This window comes from Pseudomonas sp. KH_046_1, from assembly GCF_057839025.1.
Genome location: NZ_CM174481.1, coordinates 1,114,073 through 1,129,670, shown reverse-complemented (window position 1 = coordinate 1,129,670; position 15,598 = coordinate 1,114,073). Strand labels below are relative to the sequence as shown.

The window sequence follows — 15,598 nt, the reverse complement described above, 5'->3', positions numbered from 1 at the left end:
ACTCAACAGATCAAGCTCGGGACAGCTCCACCTGAAAACGGCAGCCACTGGGTTCCATCGTAGTCAGGCTGACATTCCAGCCCTGGTTTTCACAGATCCGCTGCACCAGTGAAAGCCCCAGGCCCAAGCCTTCCCCGCGTTTTTCAGTGCCCCGAACGAAGGGTTCGAACATCGCCTCGCGTTTTTCCTCGGGAATGCCCACACCACTGTCTTCGACCAGAAATCCCGTGCCCGTCAGGCTCAGGCGGATGAAGCCCCGTTCGGTGTAATGCAAGGCGTTGCGCAGCAAGTTACCCATCACCGCATGCAAGAGTGTCGCATTGTAGCCCTTGGCCTCAGGGTTGCCCGGTTCGAAGATCAGCTTCAACCCTTTGCTTTCAATGGGCTCGCGCCACAGACCGACCAGGCCCTCGGCTACCTGGCCCAGGGACTGCTGCGGCGACATGCTGGCGTTTTCGCGCTGGGCGCGGGCCAGCATCAGGAAGGTTTGCACCAGCTCACGCATTTCTTCACACGCCCGGGCGATGCGCTCGACCTGGGCGCGACCGCGCTGATCGAGACCGGGGTTTTCCAGCAACAACTCGCAGGAACTGGCCAGGATCATCAGGGGCGTACGCAATTCATGGCTGACGTCGCTGGTGAACAACCGCTCGCGGGTCAGGGCCTGACGCAAGCGCCCGAGGGTGGCATCGAAGGCCACGGCCAATTCGCCCACTTCGTCGGCGGCATAATCCGGCGCCAAAGGGGGAGCCAAACCCAGCAGTTGATCGCGATGGCGCACCTGGCGGGCCAGCCGCACCACCGGCGCCATGACCTTGCGTGCCAGCACCCAGCCAAGAAACACCGCCAGTGCCAGGCTCAGCACGAAACCCACCAGCACCACGGCAAACAGCACCCGCTCACGCTCTTCGAAGTCGCTCTGGTCCTGCAACAGCACATAACGTCGGCCGTCGACGATTTCGACCATGGCGTGGTACGACAGGTTTTCACGGAACACTTCGTGGAAACCCGGCTCCAGGTGCCGCAAATCCTTGGGCAACCTGAAATCGCCTGGCCCGTTGCTGAAGTAGAACAATTGGTCCGGTTCGGGGCGATGGCTCCAGTCCGTGACATTGTCCATCAGCAACAGACGCTGCAAATCGCCGCCCAGACCGGCCGAAATCAGTTTTTCTTCCACCAGGTGCACGGTCGCCACGATGCCCATGGCAAAGGCACCCGCCACCAGTGCGCTCATCAGCGCAAAGGCAATGATGATGCGTTGAGCAAGGCTCTGCTTAAACTCCATCACGGCCCTCGGCCAGGCGATACCCCACACCGTGCACGGTTTGCAGCAATGGCTTGGCGAACGGCTTGTCGATCACCTGGCGCAGTTGGTGGACATGGCTGCGCAGGCTGTCGCTGTCCGGGCAGTCATCACCCCAGAGCGCTTCTTCAAGAATTTCACGACGCAACACATGAGGGCTTTTCTGCATTAGCACGGCCAGCAACTTCAGGCCGACCGGGTTGAGTTTCAGCAACCGGCCTTCGCGAGTGACTTCCAGTGTGTCGAGGTCGTAGCTCAGGTCGCCGACCTGCAAGGTCCGCCGCCCGCCGCCCTGGGTTCGGCGCATGACCGCTTCGATACGCGCTGCCAGTTCCGACAGGGCGAACGGTTTGATCAGGTAGTCATCGGCGCCGGACTTGAAGCCTTGCAGACGATCATCCAGTTGATCGCGGGCCGTGAGCATGATCACCGGCGTTTCGCGACGGGCATCCTCGCGCAGGCGTTTGCACAGGGTGTAGCCATCGATGCCCGGCAGCATGATATCGAGCACGATCAAATCGTAGTGCTCGGTGGCCGCCAGATGCAGACCAGACAGACCATCCTGAGCGCAGTCCACGGTATAGCCTTTGAGCCCCAGGTAATCGGCCAGATTGGCCAGGATATCGCGGTTGTCTTCAACCAATAGAATTCGCATGGGTATCTCTCCGTCCACAGTAACGGCCGTCGTGGCCCGCGCAGCTTAAGGCGAAGTTCAGCTCACGGCTAGGACTGAGTGAAGCGCAAAAGCGTGGAAATTGACCGGTTACAGCCTTAACGAGTTTTTCACCAGCGATTCACACGCTGGCGACAGAATCGGGTTCAAACTCTGCGCGGCTGCGCATTTGAGAACATTTCACTGATCAAGGAACTAGCATGGTTTCGACCCTTGCCCGCCCTGCCCCTCGTCCGCTCAATTTCCGGATGTGCCTTGGAGTCCCCGCCGTAGCTGCGATCATTCTGGTATTGCTCGAATTGACCAGTCTGGACATGGACCTGGCCAAGCTGTTTTACGACCCGGTCGCCGGGGAATTCATCGGGCGCCACAGTTACTTCCTCGAGGACATCCTGCACGATCGCGCCAAGCAAGTGGTCATTGCCTTCTCGGTGTTTGCCATCCTCGGCTTCATCGCTTCGCTCTTCATGGCCAGGCTCAAACCGCTCAAGCGCGAACTGGGCTGTCTGGTGTTGTCCCTGGGCCTGGCGACTTCCTTTGTCACGCCCATGAAAGCAGTGACCGCGGTGCAATGCCCATGGAGCCTCGAGCAATTCGGTGGTCACGAGACCTACAGCGAACTGTTGAGCCCTCGCCCGCACACCGAAAAACCGGGGCGTTGCTGGCCCGGCGGCCATGCGGCCACCGGTTTCACCCTGTTTGCCCTGTTTTTCGTACTGCGTGACCGTCGCCCGCGCATGGCTCGCGCAGCGTTTGTCTTCGCCTTCGCCCTCGGCTCGGTGTTCTCCATCGGGCGGATGATGCAGGGCGCGCACTTCTTCTCGCACAACCTGTGGACGGCGGTGTTCTGCTGGCTGATCTGTTTGGGGTCGTATTACTGGATTCTGTATCGGCCGGCTGTGAAGTCTGAAACTGAGGCTAATGCTGAACCTATCGGCGTCTGATCCGGCCCCATCGCGAGCAGGCTCGCTTGGGGGTTCCCCCCAAACATAGAATCTCCCACAGGATTTCGCAGTTCCCTGTAGGAGCGAGCCTGCTCGCGATGACGGAGTGTCAGTCAACAGGTTCGTTGACAGTAAAACCGCTATCGCGAGCAGGCTCGCTCCTACACGGGATTGATGTGTCCATCAAAGTCCGAGATCGAGTAGGAGGCGGGGTTGCCCCCGCCGTCCTCTCACACCACCGTACGTACGGTTCCGTATACGGCGGTTCCTGCCTACTGACAAACAACGTCAGCGAGCTTGGTTCCGTTGATGTGTCGCCTGCGGTATCTAAGCGCCCAGACCGGCCCTCGGAGCTTCCGGCTCCTACCTCCTAATGGTCTTGACCTCCGCTACGCGGAGTTTCTGCTTTACGCTCCAACAGAGATCACACCCGACTATCCACTCATGGCAGGTTCAGCCCTTCATTACTCCGGTTTCGAGCAACTACTACGGCCTCTGCTGACTTCTGTCGCCCATCCCGTCATCTCGCGACGCCGGTAGCACATGGCAGGCTAAACAGATCTCCCAGGGTAATTCGCGCGACCTTCCTGCTTATGCCTGTCGGATCTACGTCACAGCGTTCCGTGCAAGTATTGGGCTTTGAAGATATTGGCCTTCTTACCCCGCTGCGCCGCCTCTATCCGCTTCCTGTTCGTCAGGCCAGCATTTTGCCTCGGGCTTCCTTCAGATTCGCAGTCGCCCGCGACACCCTTGCCTCTGGCTAACACTTCCCCTTGCCGGGTGTGTAGAGGACTTACACCTCCAAGTCACCAGCGAGGCCACCACAGCCAAGCTGGTTGCGCTTCGCGCAACGCGCCATGCCTGGCGCACCAATAAAAAACCCCGCCTGCTTTCGCAGGCGGGGTTTTTTCGTACAGGGGTAAGGCTGGCTTACATCATGCCGCCCATGCCGCCCATACCGCCCATGTCTGGCATACCGCCGCCAGCACCGCCGTCTTTCTTCGGTGCATCAGCAACAGCGGCTTCGGTGGTCAGGATCAGACCGCCGATCGACGATGCAGCTTGCAGCGCGGAACGGGTGACCTTGGTTGGGTCCAGGATGCCCATTTCGATCATGTCGCCGTACTCGCCAGTCGCAGCGTTGTAACCGAAGTTACCTTTGCCGTTCTTGACTTCGTTGACCACAACGCTTGGCTCGTCACCGCTGTTGGCAGCGATCTGACGCAGCGGTGCTTCGATGGCACGACGCAGAACGGCGATACCCACGTCCTGGTCGGCGTTGTCGCCTTTCAGGTCGAGGATTGCTTCCAGAGCGCGGATCAGCGCAACGCCACCGCCAGGTACCACGCCTTCTTCAACGGCTGCACGGGTTGCGTGCAGGGCGTCTTCAACGCGGGCTTTCTTCTCTTTCATTTCTACTTCGGAACCAGCGCCAACCTTGATCACTGCAACGCCGCCGGACAGCTTGGCCAGACGCTCTTGCAGTTTTTCACGGTCGTAGTCCGAGGAAGTTTCGGCAACCTGAGCACGGATCTGAGCAATGCGGGACTCGATGTCACCTGCTACGCCAGCACCGTCAACGATGATGGTGTTTTCCTTGGAGATGGTCACGCGCTTGGCGCTGCCCAGGTTTTCCAGGGTGGCTGCTTCCAGGCTCAGGCCGATCTCTTCGGAGATAACGGTACCGCCGGTCAGAACGGCGATGTCCTGCAACATGGCCTTGCGGCGGTCGCCGAAGCCTGGAGCCTTGACGGCTGCGACTTTAACGATGCCACGCATGTTGTTCACGACCAGAGTCGCCAGGGCTTCGCCTTCAACGTCTTCGGAAACGATCAGCAGTGGACGGCCGGCTTTGGCAACGGCTTCCAGCACTGGCAGCATTTCGCGGATGTTCGAGATCTTTTTGTCGACCAGCAGAACCAGCGGGTTGTCCAGCTCGGCAACCATGGTTTCCGGCTTGTTGACGAAGTACGGGGACAGGTAGCCACGGTCGAACTGCATGCCTTCTACAACCGACAGTTCGTTTTCCAGGCCAGTGCCTTCTTCAACGGTGATCACGCCTTCTTTACCGACTTTTTCCATGGCTTCGGCAATGATGTCGCCGATGGAGTTGTCGGAGTTGGCAGAGATGGTACCTACCTGAGCGATTGCCTTGGTGTCAGCGCATGGCTTGGACAGGTTTTTCAGCTCTTTGACGATGGCGATGGTCGCCTTGTCGATGCCGCGCTTCAGATCCATCGGGTTCATGCCGGCAGCGACGGCTTTCAGGCCTTCGTTGACGATCGACTGAGCCAGAACGGTAGCGGTGGTAGTACCGTCACCAGCGTCATCGTTGGCACGGGAGGCAACGTCTTTGACCAGCTGCGCGCCCATGTTTTCGAAACGGTCTTCGAGTTCGATTTCTTTGGCGACGGAAACGCCGTCCTTGGTGATGGTCGGAGCGCCGAAGCTCTTCTCGATGATCACGTTACGGCCTTTCGGGCCCAGGGTCGCTTTTACCGCGTCAGCCAGGACGTTGACGCCTTTGAGCATTTTCTTGCGGGCGGAATCGCCAAACAGAACTTCTTTAGCAGCCATGATCGATATTCCTTAAATACTTTGTAGTAGCGGGAAAATGAGCGGGAAATCAGCCTTCGATAACAGCGAGGATTTCGTTCTCGCTCATTACCAACAGGTCTTCGCCGTCGATTTTCACAGTGTTGCTGCCGGAGTAAGGACCGAACACAACCTTGTCGCCCACTTTCACGGACAGTGCACGCACTTCACCGCTTTCCAGTGCTTTGCCTGGGCCTACAGCGAGGATTTCGCCGCTGTTGGCTTTTTCAGCAGCCGAACCTGGCAGGACGATACCGCCAGCGGTTTTCTTTTCTTCTTCGCTGCGACGGATGACGACGCGGTCATGCAGAGGACGAAGCTTCATTGTCGATCTCTCCTAATTGTGGTTTTCATCGGCCGGTGTAGTCCCGGCGGGTTTAACAAAGGCCGGCGGTGCCGGTTGCGGTTCGTCAAGCGAACCGCGGAAGTCTGTCTGGCGTGATCGCCAGAAACCTTGCGGTGACCGTTACATAAGGGCGCATAAGCTTATTACAAGGGCTGGGATCGAAAAATTTTCAGTTCGCTGCCCCGCAAACGAACACGGCACCCGAAGGTGCCGTGTCGATGTGTGTGTTACTTGGTATCGCGGTGTTCGAACTCGCCTTCGATCACGTTGGGCTCGCGGCCCAGCGGCTCGCGAGGTGCCGGGCCGCCACGGGCCTGGAGGTCATCGGCGAACGCTCGCTGACGCATCGCCTGCTCTTCGGCGCGCTGGCGCATTTTATTGGCCAACAGACGACGACTGAACGGCAGCAGCATGAACAGACCGATCACATCGCTGATGAAACCCGGAAGAATCAGCAGGCCACCGGCCAATGCCAGCATCAGGCCTTCGAGCATGGTCTGGGCCGGCAGTTCGCCGCGGCTCAGGCTTTCACGGGCACGCAGGGCCGTGGCCAGGCCGGCGATGCGCAGCACGAACACGCCGAACATCGAGCCGAGAATGATCAGCAGCAAGGCCGGGAAAAACCCGATGGACCCTGCCACCTTGACGAATACGAACAGCTCCAACACCGGGAACAGCAGAAAGAGCAACAAAAAAGGGCGCATCAAATGGTTCCTCAACGCAAGAATGCCTTGCCAGTTCACCTTAGATGACGTCGCCGTTTCGTGAATTCAAGCGTCGGCCACTTCATTTTTCGGCCAATGCTCGGCGTGGGCCAGATAAACCAAGGCTTCGCGAACTTGTGTCGGCGTATTACAAGGTGCTTGAAACGGCAACCAGTACAGACTTTGGCCGATGCGCAGGTGCATGCCTTCGGTATCGATACCGACCATTTGCGCCGGCACGTTTTTCGGCAGCCCGGCCAGATCGACGTAATGAGCGATGGCCTTGGCGTGATCGGCGTTCATGTGCTCGACCATGCTCACTTCGGCCTTGCCGGCGAACGGGTTGGCCAGGGTCAGGTCGTTGACCCAATGAATCGCGCCAAAACCGCCGATGTAACGGTGGCGTACAGGTTCAAGCACCCAGAAATCGAAATCGTGGGCCCGGTGATAACCCTGCGACTCCGGGAAGTAGCGGTAGTAACGCTCGGAAGCAGCGTCAATGGCGGCTTCGTCTTCGAGCTGCTGCGCCTCAGCCAGGTAAGTCAGTCGACCAACGGCTTGAACATCTTCGGCGCCACGTTCGCCGACAAAGAGCGAGCATTTAGGGTCTTTTTGCAGATTATGAGTGTGCTGGGCGATGCGGCTGATCAGGATCAGCGGCCGGCCCAGATCGTCCAGGCAGTACGGAACCACGGAGCCGAACGGAAAACCGGGCATCGATTTGGAGTGCGTCGAGAGCACCCCACGGTATTCCTTGAGGAGCAATTCTCGTGCATGCTTAGCCGCTTCAACGCTCAATTTATGACTCCTTATATAGAATCCGTCAGAAAAACGGACGAGCTGCTGGTGGAAAGTCCCAGCACGCCATCGGGGCAGTTCTCATGTGCAGCCAAGCCAGGTCAGGCGCAGATCGAGAGGCTCTCTAAAGGAAACCACTCAGACCTGCTACCGGGGCATGCGAATGCAACTCACTGACAAAGTAATCATTATCACTGGCGGTTGCCAGGGTTTAGGCCGCTCCATGGCCGAGTATTTCGCAGGCCTGGGCGCGAAGCTGGCGCTGGTGGACCTGAACCAGGAAAAACTCGACGACGCCGTCGCTGCCTGCAAGGCCCAGGGTGTCGAGGCCCGCGCCTACCTGTGCAACGTGGCCAACGAAGAGCAAGTGACCCACATGGTTGCCCAGGTCGCTGAAGACTTCGGCGCGATCCATGGCTTGATCAACAATGCCGGGATCCTGCGTGACGGGCTGTTGCTCAAGGTCAAGGATGGAGAAATGACCAAGATGAGCCTGGCCCAGTGGCAGGCGGTCATCGACGTCAACCTGACCGGCGTGTTCCTGTGCACCCGTGAAGTCGCGGCGAAGATGGTCGAGCTGAACAACAGCGGCGCAATCATCAATATCTCGTCGATTTCCCGCGCCGGCAACGTCGGTCAGACCAACTACTCCGCCGCCAAGGCCGGTGTTGCTGCGGCGACCGTGACCTGGGCCAAGGAACTGGCGCGCTACGGCATTCGCGTCGCCGGCATTGCACCGGGCTTCATCGAAACCGAAATGACCCTGGGCATGAAGCCTGAAGCGCTGGAGAAGATGACTGCCGGGATTCCGCTCAAGCGCATGGGCAAGCCTGAAGAAATCGCCCATTCGGCGGCTTACATCTTTGAGAACGACTACTACACCGGTCGGATTCTGGAGATGGATGGCGGGTTACGGATCTAAGACGCGACAAAGAACAACTGTAGGAGCGAGCCTGCTCGCGAAGGTGTGTCAGGCACCGCGGTGTCGACTGATACACCATCGCGAGCAGGCTCGCTCCTACAGGGATTCGTATTTCAGCTTATTAGTCGTCGCTGACGCTGATATTCGGCATCGCCGGCGTCAATGCTTCCTGCAATACAATCCGTGCGCCAACGTGACGGGCCAGTTCCTGGTAAACCAGGGCAATCGGGCTGTCCGGCTCGGCGATCACAGTTGGTTTTCCGCCATCGGCCTGTTCGCGGATGGCCATCGCCAGCGGCAACGAGGCCAGCAGCTCGACGCCGTACTGATTGGCCAGCTTCACCCCGCCACCCTCACCGAACAGATGCTCGGCATGTCCGCAATTGGAGCAGATGTGCACGGCCATGTTTTCCACCACGCCCAGCACCGGAATGTTGACCTTGCGGAACATTTCCACGCCTTTGCGCGCGTCCAGCAATGCCAGGTCCTGCGGGGTGGTCACGATGACCGCACCAGCCACCGGCACTTTCTGCGCCAGGGTCAGCTGGATGTCACCGGTGCCTGGCGGCATGTCGATGACCAGGTAATCCAGGTCGCCCCACGCGGTCTGGGTCACCAGTTGCAGCAAGGCGCCGGAGACCATCGGCCCGCGCCAGACCATCGGCGTGTTGTCATCGGTGAGGAAGGCCATGGACATCACTTCGACGCCATGGGACTTGAGCGGTACAAACCACTTCTGATCCTTGACCTCGGGGCGGGTGCGCTCGGGGATGCCGAACATGATGCCCTGGCTCGGGCCGTAGATGTCCGCATCGAGAATCCCGACCTTGGCGCCTTCGCGGGCCAGGGCCAGGGCCAGGTTGGCCGCCGTGGTGGATTTGCCCACGCCGCCCTTGCCGGACGCCACGGCCACCACGTTTTTCACGTTCGCCAGGCCCGGAATCTGCGCCTGAGCCTTGTGCGCAGCGATCACACTGGTGATTTCGACCCTGGCACTTGCCACGCCATCCAGCCCCTGAATGGCCATTTCCAGCATCTGCGCCCAGCCACTCTTGAACAGCCCGGCGGCGTAACCCAGTTCAAGCTGAACGCTGACGCGCTCGCCCTGGATGTCGATGTTGCGCACGCACCCGGCGCTGACCGGGTCCTGGTTCAGGTAAGGGTCGGTGTATTGGCGAAGGACGGCTTCCACCGCTGCGCGATTGACGGCGCTCATGGGCAACTCCGAAATCAGGACTGGAAAAGATGATGGGTATCGTACCTGTTCTAAGCGTTCGGCGGGATGTTGAACCTTCACCTGTTACTCATCCAATGAAACAGGCTCACAGGGTGAAAAATATGCGCCGGCGCTTTATAGTGGCCGACCTCCGTTTCATCAAGTAGCCGAGCCCCATGTCCGAGCCACGCAAGATCCTCGTCACCAGCGCCCTGCCCTATGCCAATGGTTCGATCCACCTTGGCCATATGCTGGAATACATCCAGACCGATATGTGGGTGCGCTTCCAGAAGCACCGTGGCAATCAATGCATTTATGTCTGCGCCGACGACGCCCACGGTTCGGCGATCATGCTGCGCGCGGAAAAGGAAGGCATCACCCCGGAACAACTGATCGCCAATGTCCAGGCTGAACACAGCGCCGACTTTGCCGAGTTCCTGGTGGACTTCGACAACTTCCACTCCACTCACGCCGAAGAAAACCGTGAGCTGTCGAGCCAGATCTACCTGAAACTGCGTGACGCCGGGCACATCGCCACGCGCTCGATCACCCAGTATTTCGACCCGGAAAAGAAAATGTTCCTGGCCGACCGCTTCATCAAGGGCACCTGCCCGAAATGCGGCACCGAAGACCAGTACGGCGACAACTGCGAAAAATGCGGCGCGACCTACGCACCGACCGACCTGAAGGATCCGAAGTCGGCAATCTCCGGCGCCACCCCGGTGCTCAAGGATTCCCAGCACTTCTTCTTCAAGCTGCCAGACTTCCAGCAAATGCTGCAAACCTGGACCCGCAGCGGCACCCTGCAAGACGCAGTGGCCAACAAGATCGCCGAATGGCTGGATGCCGGCCTGCAACAGTGGGACATCTCCCGCGATGCGCCGTACTTCGGTTTTGAAATCCCCGACGAGCCGGGCAAATACTTCTACGTGTGGCTGGATGCGCCGATCGGCTACATGGCCAGCTTCAAGAACCTGTGCAACCGCACGCCGGAGCTGGACTTCGACGCGTTCTGGGGCAAGGACTCCACTGCCGAGCTGTACCACTTCATCGGCAAGGACATCGTCAACTTCCACGCCCTGTTCTGGCCAGCCATGCTCGAAGGCGCCGGCTACCGCAAGCCGACCGGGATCAACGTGCACGGCTACCTGACCGTCAACGGCCAGAAGATGTCCAAGTCCCGCGGCACCTTCATCAAGGCCCGGACCTACCTGGACCACCTGTCGCCGGAATACCTGCGTTACTACTACGCGGCCAAGCTGGGCCGCGGCGTCGACGACCTCGACCTGAACCTCGAAGACTTCGTGCAGAAGGTCAACTCCGACCTGGTGGGCAAGGTCGTCAACATCGCCAGCCGTTGCGCCGGCTTCATCAACAAGGGCAATGCCGGTGTGATGGTCGACACCAACGCCGCGCCTGAGCTGACCGAAGCCTTCCTGGCCGCCGCGCCAGGCATTGCCGACGCCTATGAAGCCCGCGACTTCGCCCGCGCCATGCGCGAGATCATGGGCCTGGCGGACCGCGCCAACGCCTGGATCGCCGACAAGGCACCGTGGTCGCTGAACAAACAGGAAGGCAAGCAGGATGAAGTCCAGGCTATCTGCGCCACTGGCGTCAACCTGTTCCGCCAACTGGTGATTTTCCTCAAACCGGTGCTGCCGCTGCTGGCCGCTGACGCCGAGGCGTTCCTGAACGTCGCGCCGCTGACCTGGAACGACCACGCGACCTTGCTCAGCAACCACCAGTTGAACGAGTTCAAGCCGTTGATGACCCGGATCGACCCGGTCAAGGTGCAAGCCATGACCGACGCCTCGAAAGAAGACCTGACCGCCAGCCAGACCGACACCGGCGCAGCCGCACCTGCCGGCAATGGCGAACTGGCCAAGGACCCGCTGTCGCCGGAAATCGAGTTCGACACCTTTGCCGCCGTTGACCTGCGTGTAGCGCTGATCGTCAAGGCGGAACACGTGGAAGGCGCCGACAAGCTGCTGCGCCTGACCCTGGACATCGGTGACGAGCAACGCAACGTGTTCTCCGGGATCAAGAGCGCTTATCCGGACCCGTCCAAGCTCGATGGTCGCCTGACCATGATGATTGCCAACCTCAAGCCACGGAAAATGAAGTTCGGTATCTCCGAAGGCATGGTGATGGCGGCCGGCCCTGGCGGTGAAGAGATCTACCTGCTCAGCCCTGACAGCGGCGCCAAGCCGGGCCAGCGCATCAAGTAAGGTCTGCGGCAAATCGATCCCACAGTCGTGCCTGGCGCGGCTGTGGGATTTTCATGTCTGGCCCATACTGTCTCTCAGGTCTGGCTTCATCTCGTAGGAGTTATCCAGCATCGGATATGGACGATCATGACCGAAATCCTGCTTACGCTTATCAGCACCGCCCTGATCAACAACCTCGTGTTGCACTGGCCGTTGGCCGTCGATCCGCTGTTGGCCGGTCAGCGCCGTCAGGTCCATGCCTTGGGCATTGCGACGACATGTCTGATGCTGGTCGTGGGCATGCTCGGCTACGCGCTCTATCAATGGCTGCTGGTGCCGCTGCATTTGACGACACTGCGTCTGTTTGTGTTTCTGCCATTGAGCGTGCTACTGATCAGCCCACTGCTGAAGTTGCTGACACGGTTGTTTTCGGCACTGCCGTTCGAAGGCCTCTGGCCATTGCTGCTGGGCAATGCCGGCGTGCTCGGCTTGGCCTTGCTCAATGCTCAGGAAGACAAGGGCTTCTTTCACGCCACAGCCTTGAGCCTCGGTGCTGGGCTGGGCTTTTGGCTGGTGTTGAGCCTGTTCACTGATTTGCGTGAACGCACGGCCGACAACGATGTTCCCCTGCCCTTTCGCGGCTTGCCGATCGACCTGATTGGCGCCGGCCTGATCGCAGTGGCCTTTCTCGGATTCAGCGGACTGATCAAAACATGAGTCTGATTCAACTCATCGACGCACTCTTGCCGCAAACCCAATGCGGCAAGTGCGGCCACCCCGGGTGCAAGCCGTACGCCGAAGGCATCGCCAATGGCGAGCCGATCAACAAGTGTCCGCCAGGCGGCAACGAAACCATTAATGCCTTGGCCGAGCTGCTGAAGGTGCCGGTGCTGGAACTGGACATCACTCGCGGCTCGGCACCTGCGCAGATCGCCTATATCCGCGAGGCCGAGTGCATTGGTTGCACCAAGTGCATTCAGGCCTGCCCGGTCGATGCCATCGTCGGCGCGGCCAAACTGATGCACACGGTGATCATCGATGAGTGCACCGGTTGCGACCTCTGCGTGGCACCGTGTCCGGTGGACTGCATCGAAATGCGCCCACTGCTGCCGAACACGGTACTGCCCGTTGTCGGGGGCCTGGCCCTCACACCGCAGGCGCGGCAGGCCCGCACCCTCAAGCGCGATCACGCACGGCGCCGCTTCGAACAACGCAATGCCCGCTTGCAGCGTGAGGAGCAACAGAAAATCGCCGAGCGACAGGCAAGGCAGCGAGCCGCGCAACCTGCCGAGACGACAGCCGACCCGGTGCAGGCGGCCCTCGAACGCGTCCGCGCACAGAAAACCGCCAATGCCGATGCCGCGCTGAAAAAGGCCAAGATCGATGTGGCGATGAGTCGGGCACAGTTGCACAAATCACTGAAGGCCTTTGGGCATCCGCCGACCTTCGAGCAGCAATCGCAGTTGATCGTCCTGCAACAACAGTTCGAAGCCGCCGAACAAAACCTGGCGCAACTGGAAAGCGTCGCCCCATCGGCTCCTGCACCGACGGTCGCAGCTGTGTCGTCAAATGATGCCGATCTGAAACGGGCCAAGATCCAGTTGGCCATGCGCCGCGCCGAACTCAAGAAGGCTCAGGCCAACGAAGCACCGGCGGAGCAAATCGAAGCCCTGGAGCGCGCACTCGGTGAAGCCGAACGCCTGGTGGACGCCCATGCCAGCCCTTGAAGCGGTTGATGATCGCCTGCAACAGGCGATGAAACTGGTGCTGTTGGCCACGCTGCCGGGAATGCTGGTGGCGTTCTGGCTGTATGGCTGGGGCGTGTTGATCAATCTGGTTCTGGCGGCGGCTGCAGCGTTGGCCGTCGAGGCCGCCATCGTGCAATGGCGCAAGCGACCGCCGGGGCCAACCTTGAGTGACGGCAGCGCGTTGGTCAGTGCCACGTTGCTCGCTCTGGCGCTGCCGCCTTACTGCCCATGGTGGCTGACCCTCAGTGCTGCCGCTTTTGCGATGGTGTTTGGCAAGCACTTGTATGGCGGTGTCGGCTCGAATCCCTTCAACCCGGCGATGCTCGGTTTGGCTCTGGTGCTGGTGACCTTTCCCCAACCAATGACCCATTGGCCGTCATCCCATGGCATGGATCTGCTGAGCGGCTTGCAGCAAGTGTTCGGTGCTGGCCATGCGCCGGATGCCTGGGTGCAGGCCACGGCACTGGACAGTCTGCGGATCAACAAAAGCCTGACCATGGATGAACTGTTTGCCGGCAACCCGGCATTCGGCCACTTTGGCGGCCGGGGGGTGGAATGGCTGAACCTGGCCTTTTTGGCGGGTGGAATGTTTCTCCTGCAACGAAGGGTGATCAGCTGGCATGCACCGGTCGGCATGCTGGCCAGTCTGTTCATCATCAGCCTGCTGTGCTGGAACGGTTCGGGTTCCGACTCCCATGGCTCGCCGTTGTTTCATCTGCTGACCGGCGCGACCATGCTGGGGGCGTTCTTCATCATCACCGAACCGGTGTCCGGCGCCAGAAACCCTGGCGCGCGGCTGCTATTCGGCGCTGGAGTGGGGCTTCTGACTTATCTGATTCGTACCTGGGGTGGCTACCCGGACGGCATCGCCTTCGCCGTGCTGTTGATGAACCTGTGCGTGCCGGCGCTGGAGCGGTTCGTGGCGGCCAGGCAACAGCCGGAGGCGCCATGAGCCGGACATCAAGCATCGCGTTTGTGGTGCTTTTGGCCGCACTGGGCCTTGGCGTGACGTACTTCGTGCAGCTCGGCAGCGCGCCACGCATTGCAGCCGAACAGCGCCTGATCGACAGCCGTCATCTGCTGGACCTGATCGCACCGGACAGCTACGACAATCAACCACTCGAACAGCCCATCAGGATCGAAACAACCGCCCTGACCAACAGCACCTTGCTGGGTGGTTTTCTGGCGACCCGGGCCGATCAACCCGTCGCGGTGTTGCTGCGCAGTCAAACCCTTGGCTACGCCGGTGCCATCGACCTGTTGATCGCTGTCGACGCCAACGGCAGGTTGCTGGGCGTCAAAACCCTCAAACAGTCGGAAACACCAGGACTGGGGGCACGGATCGCCGACTGGCCCAATACCTGGCTCCAGGTTTTTTCCGCCAAGTCTCGAACAGACCCCGTTGACAGCGGCTGGGCGCTGAAAAAGGATCAGGGACAGTTCGATCAGATCGCAGGCGCGACCATTACCTCAAGAGCGGTGATCAATGCCGTCCACGATGCCTTGCGCTACTTCGATGAACACCGGCAACAACTGCTCGGAATCCCTGCCCATGGATAACTCATCGACCCTGCGCAACGCCTTGATGCTGACGCCGCTGATCGGCGCCACCCACTCGCTGATGGCCGCACTTGGCCTGTGCCTGATGTTCATGGTGGTGACCCAGTTGTTCAGCCTGGCCATGGGCGCCCTGCGGTCCCGACTGGTCTCGGCGACCCGCTTGCTGGCCAGCATCCTGTTGGCGGCCACGCTCACCAGTTGCGCGGAACTCATGGCACAAGTCTGGTCGCTGCAATGGCAGCAGCATCTGGGGTTTTATGGCGCCCTGATCGCCTTGCAATGCGTCGTACTGGAGCACACCGGGTTCTTTCAGAACGGTTGGCGCCAACGCCTGCGACTCAATGGCCTGTTTGCCACGCTGATGATTGCGCTGGGCCTGCTGCGCGAACTCTTCGGCAACGGAACACTTGGAAACCATCTATCGTGGCCGATCGGCGCAACGCCAACTGACTGGCAAGGCTGGGTGCTGGTGGCTGATGGCGGTCTGCGCCTGGCCACGTTGGTCCCTGGCGGGTTCATACTGCTCGGACTGCTGATCGCCGCCTGGCAGGCTTGGCGCCCCGCGCCCACACATTGATTGCC

The 15,598-nt window shown here is 60.1% G+C and carries 15 protein-coding genes; 8 read left to right on the top strand and 7 right to left on the bottom strand.

Features of this window, described 5'->3' with window-relative positions:
- Positions 1-10 precede the first annotated feature (10 nt).
- The gene (locus tag AC3IT9_RS05050; protein ID WP_489272247.1) at positions 11-1,285 is read right to left on the bottom strand and encodes a sensor histidine kinase; all 1,275 of its coding nucleotides are present in this window, start codon (positions 1,283-1,285) and stop codon (positions 11-13) included.
- A complete protein-coding gene (gene colR, locus AC3IT9_RS05045) occupies positions 1,275-1,958 on the bottom strand; it encodes a two-component system response regulator ColR (protein WP_007985839.1) in 684 nt (227 codons plus the stop codon). Before colR ends, AC3IT9_RS05050 begins: the two co-directional genes overlap by 11 nt.
- Before the next feature lie 218 nt (positions 1,959-2,176).
- On the opposite strand from colR, the gene AC3IT9_RS05040 reads away from it, so the two are divergent.
- On the top strand, positions 2,177-2,920 hold the full coding sequence (locus AC3IT9_RS05040; protein WP_489272246.1) for a phosphatase PAP2 family protein: 744 nt from the start codon (positions 2,177-2,179) through the stop codon (positions 2,918-2,920).
- Positions 2,921-3,850: 930 nt separating this feature from the next.
- Here AC3IT9_RS05040 and groL read toward each other — a convergent pair.
- From groL to AC3IT9_RS05020, 4 genes are all read right to left on the bottom strand, one after another.
- On the bottom strand, positions 3,851-5,497 hold the full coding sequence (gene groL, locus AC3IT9_RS05035; RefSeq protein ID WP_150728305.1) for a chaperonin GroEL: 1,647 nt from the start codon (positions 5,495-5,497) through the stop codon (positions 3,851-3,853).
- 49 nt (positions 5,498-5,546) lie between these two features.
- Entirely contained in the window at positions 5,547-5,840 is a 294-nt protein-coding gene (locus tag AC3IT9_RS05030; protein ID WP_056726128.1) for a co-chaperone GroES, read from the bottom strand.
- A gap of 248 nt (positions 5,841-6,088) precedes the next feature.
- On the bottom strand, positions 6,089-6,565 hold the full coding sequence (locus AC3IT9_RS05025; protein ID WP_008053539.1) for an FxsA family protein: 477 nt from the start codon (positions 6,563-6,565) through the stop codon (positions 6,089-6,091).
- Between the two features lie 66 nt (positions 6,566-6,631).
- The gene (locus AC3IT9_RS05020; RefSeq protein ID WP_150728304.1) at positions 6,632-7,363 is read right to left on the bottom strand and encodes a HugZ family pyridoxamine 5'-phosphate oxidase; all 732 of its coding nucleotides are present in this window, start codon (positions 7,361-7,363) and stop codon (positions 6,632-6,634) included.
- A gap of 163 nt (positions 7,364-7,526) precedes the next feature.
- On the opposite strand from AC3IT9_RS05020, the gene AC3IT9_RS05015 reads away from it, so the two are divergent.
- Positions 7,527-8,285, top strand: a complete 759-nt coding sequence (locus AC3IT9_RS05015) for an SDR family oxidoreductase (protein ID WP_102671225.1) — start codon at positions 7,527-7,529, stop codon at positions 8,283-8,285.
- A gap of 121 nt (positions 8,286-8,406) precedes the next feature.
- Here the strand turns inward: AC3IT9_RS05015 and apbC are convergent, their stop codons facing one another.
- Positions 8,407-9,501 carry an iron-sulfur cluster carrier protein ApbC gene (gene apbC / locus AC3IT9_RS05010; RefSeq protein ID WP_489272245.1) on the bottom strand — a complete coding sequence of 365 codons (1,095 nt, stop codon included), beginning with the start codon at positions 9,499-9,501 and terminating at the stop codon, positions 8,407-8,409.
- 176 nt (positions 9,502-9,677) lie between these two features.
- Between apbC and metG the strand changes: the two genes are divergently transcribed.
- From metG to AC3IT9_RS04980, 6 genes are all read left to right on the top strand, one after another.
- A complete protein-coding gene (metG, locus tag AC3IT9_RS05005) occupies positions 9,678-11,729 on the top strand; it encodes a methionine--tRNA ligase (protein WP_150728301.1) in 2,052 nt (683 codons plus the stop codon).
- A gap of 126 nt (positions 11,730-11,855) precedes the next feature.
- The gene (locus tag AC3IT9_RS05000) at positions 11,856-12,425 is read left to right on the top strand and encodes an electron transport complex protein RnfA (protein ID WP_489272244.1); all 570 of its coding nucleotides are present in this window, start codon (positions 11,856-11,858) and stop codon (positions 12,423-12,425) included.
- Positions 12,422-13,435 (top strand): electron transport complex subunit RsxB, encoded by a 1,014-nt coding sequence (gene rsxB / locus AC3IT9_RS04995; protein ID WP_489272243.1) that lies wholly within the window; start codon positions 12,422-12,424, stop codon positions 13,433-13,435. Before AC3IT9_RS05000 ends, rsxB begins: the two co-directional genes overlap by 4 nt.
- Entirely contained in the window at positions 13,422-14,408 is a 987-nt protein-coding gene (locus AC3IT9_RS04990) for an RnfABCDGE type electron transport complex subunit D (RefSeq protein ID WP_489272242.1), read from the top strand. Before rsxB ends, AC3IT9_RS04990 begins: the two co-directional genes overlap by 14 nt.
- Positions 14,405-15,016, top strand: a complete 612-nt coding sequence (locus AC3IT9_RS04985) for an RnfABCDGE type electron transport complex subunit G (protein WP_489272241.1) — start codon at positions 14,405-14,407, stop codon at positions 15,014-15,016. Before AC3IT9_RS04990 ends, AC3IT9_RS04985 begins: the two co-directional genes overlap by 4 nt.
- The gene (locus AC3IT9_RS04980) at positions 15,009-15,593 is read left to right on the top strand and encodes an Rnf-Nqr domain containing protein (RefSeq protein WP_489272239.1); all 585 of its coding nucleotides are present in this window, start codon (positions 15,009-15,011) and stop codon (positions 15,591-15,593) included. The genes AC3IT9_RS04985 and AC3IT9_RS04980 overlap by 8 nt, the downstream gene beginning before the upstream one ends.
- The last annotated feature ends 5 nt before the right edge of the window (positions 15,594-15,598 follow it).

What these genes read in the sequence shown, in the direction of transcription:
- AC3IT9_RS04985 (WP_489272241.1), top strand. Translation starts at nt 14,405, where the DNA reads ATGAGCCGGACATCAAGCATCGCGTTTGTGGTGCTTTTGGCCGCACTG.
- AC3IT9_RS05000 (WP_489272244.1), top strand. Translation starts at nt 11,856, where the DNA reads ATGACCGAAATCCTGCTTACGCTTATCAGCACCGCCCTGATCAACAAC.
- apbC (WP_489272245.1), bottom strand. Translation starts at nt 9,501, where the DNA reads ATGAGCGCCGTCAATCGCGCAGCGGTGGAAGCCGTCCTTCGCCAATAC.
- AC3IT9_RS05025 (WP_008053539.1), bottom strand. Translation starts at nt 6,565, where the DNA reads ATGCGCCCTTTTTTGTTGCTCTTTCTGCTGTTCCCGGTGTTGGAGCTG.
- AC3IT9_RS05050 (WP_489272247.1), bottom strand. Translation starts at nt 1,285, where the DNA reads ATGGAGTTTAAGCAGAGCCTTGCTCAACGCATCATCATTGCCTTTGCG.
- groL (WP_150728305.1), bottom strand. Translation starts at nt 5,497, where the DNA reads ATGGCTGCTAAAGAAGTTCTGTTTGGCGATTCCGCCCGCAAGAAAATG.
- AC3IT9_RS05015 (WP_102671225.1), top strand. Translation starts at nt 7,527, where the DNA reads ATGCAACTCACTGACAAAGTAATCATTATCACTGGCGGTTGCCAGGGT.
- AC3IT9_RS04990 (WP_489272242.1), top strand. Translation starts at nt 13,422, where the DNA reads ATGCCAGCCCTTGAAGCGGTTGATGATCGCCTGCAACAGGCGATGAAA.
- metG (WP_150728301.1), top strand. Translation starts at nt 9,678, where the DNA reads ATGTCCGAGCCACGCAAGATCCTCGTCACCAGCGCCCTGCCCTATGCC.
- rsxB (WP_489272243.1), top strand. Translation starts at nt 12,422, where the DNA reads ATGAGTCTGATTCAACTCATCGACGCACTCTTGCCGCAAACCCAATGC.
- AC3IT9_RS05040 (WP_489272246.1), top strand. Translation starts at nt 2,177, where the DNA reads ATGGTTTCGACCCTTGCCCGCCCTGCCCCTCGTCCGCTCAATTTCCGG.
- colR (WP_007985839.1), bottom strand. Translation starts at nt 1,958, where the DNA reads ATGCGAATTCTATTGGTTGAAGACAACCGCGATATCCTGGCCAATCTG.
- AC3IT9_RS05030 (WP_056726128.1), bottom strand. Translation starts at nt 5,840, where the DNA reads ATGAAGCTTCGTCCTCTGCATGACCGCGTCGTCATCCGTCGCAGCGAA.
- AC3IT9_RS04980 (WP_489272239.1), top strand. Translation starts at nt 15,009, where the DNA reads ATGGATAACTCATCGACCCTGCGCAACGCCTTGATGCTGACGCCGCTG.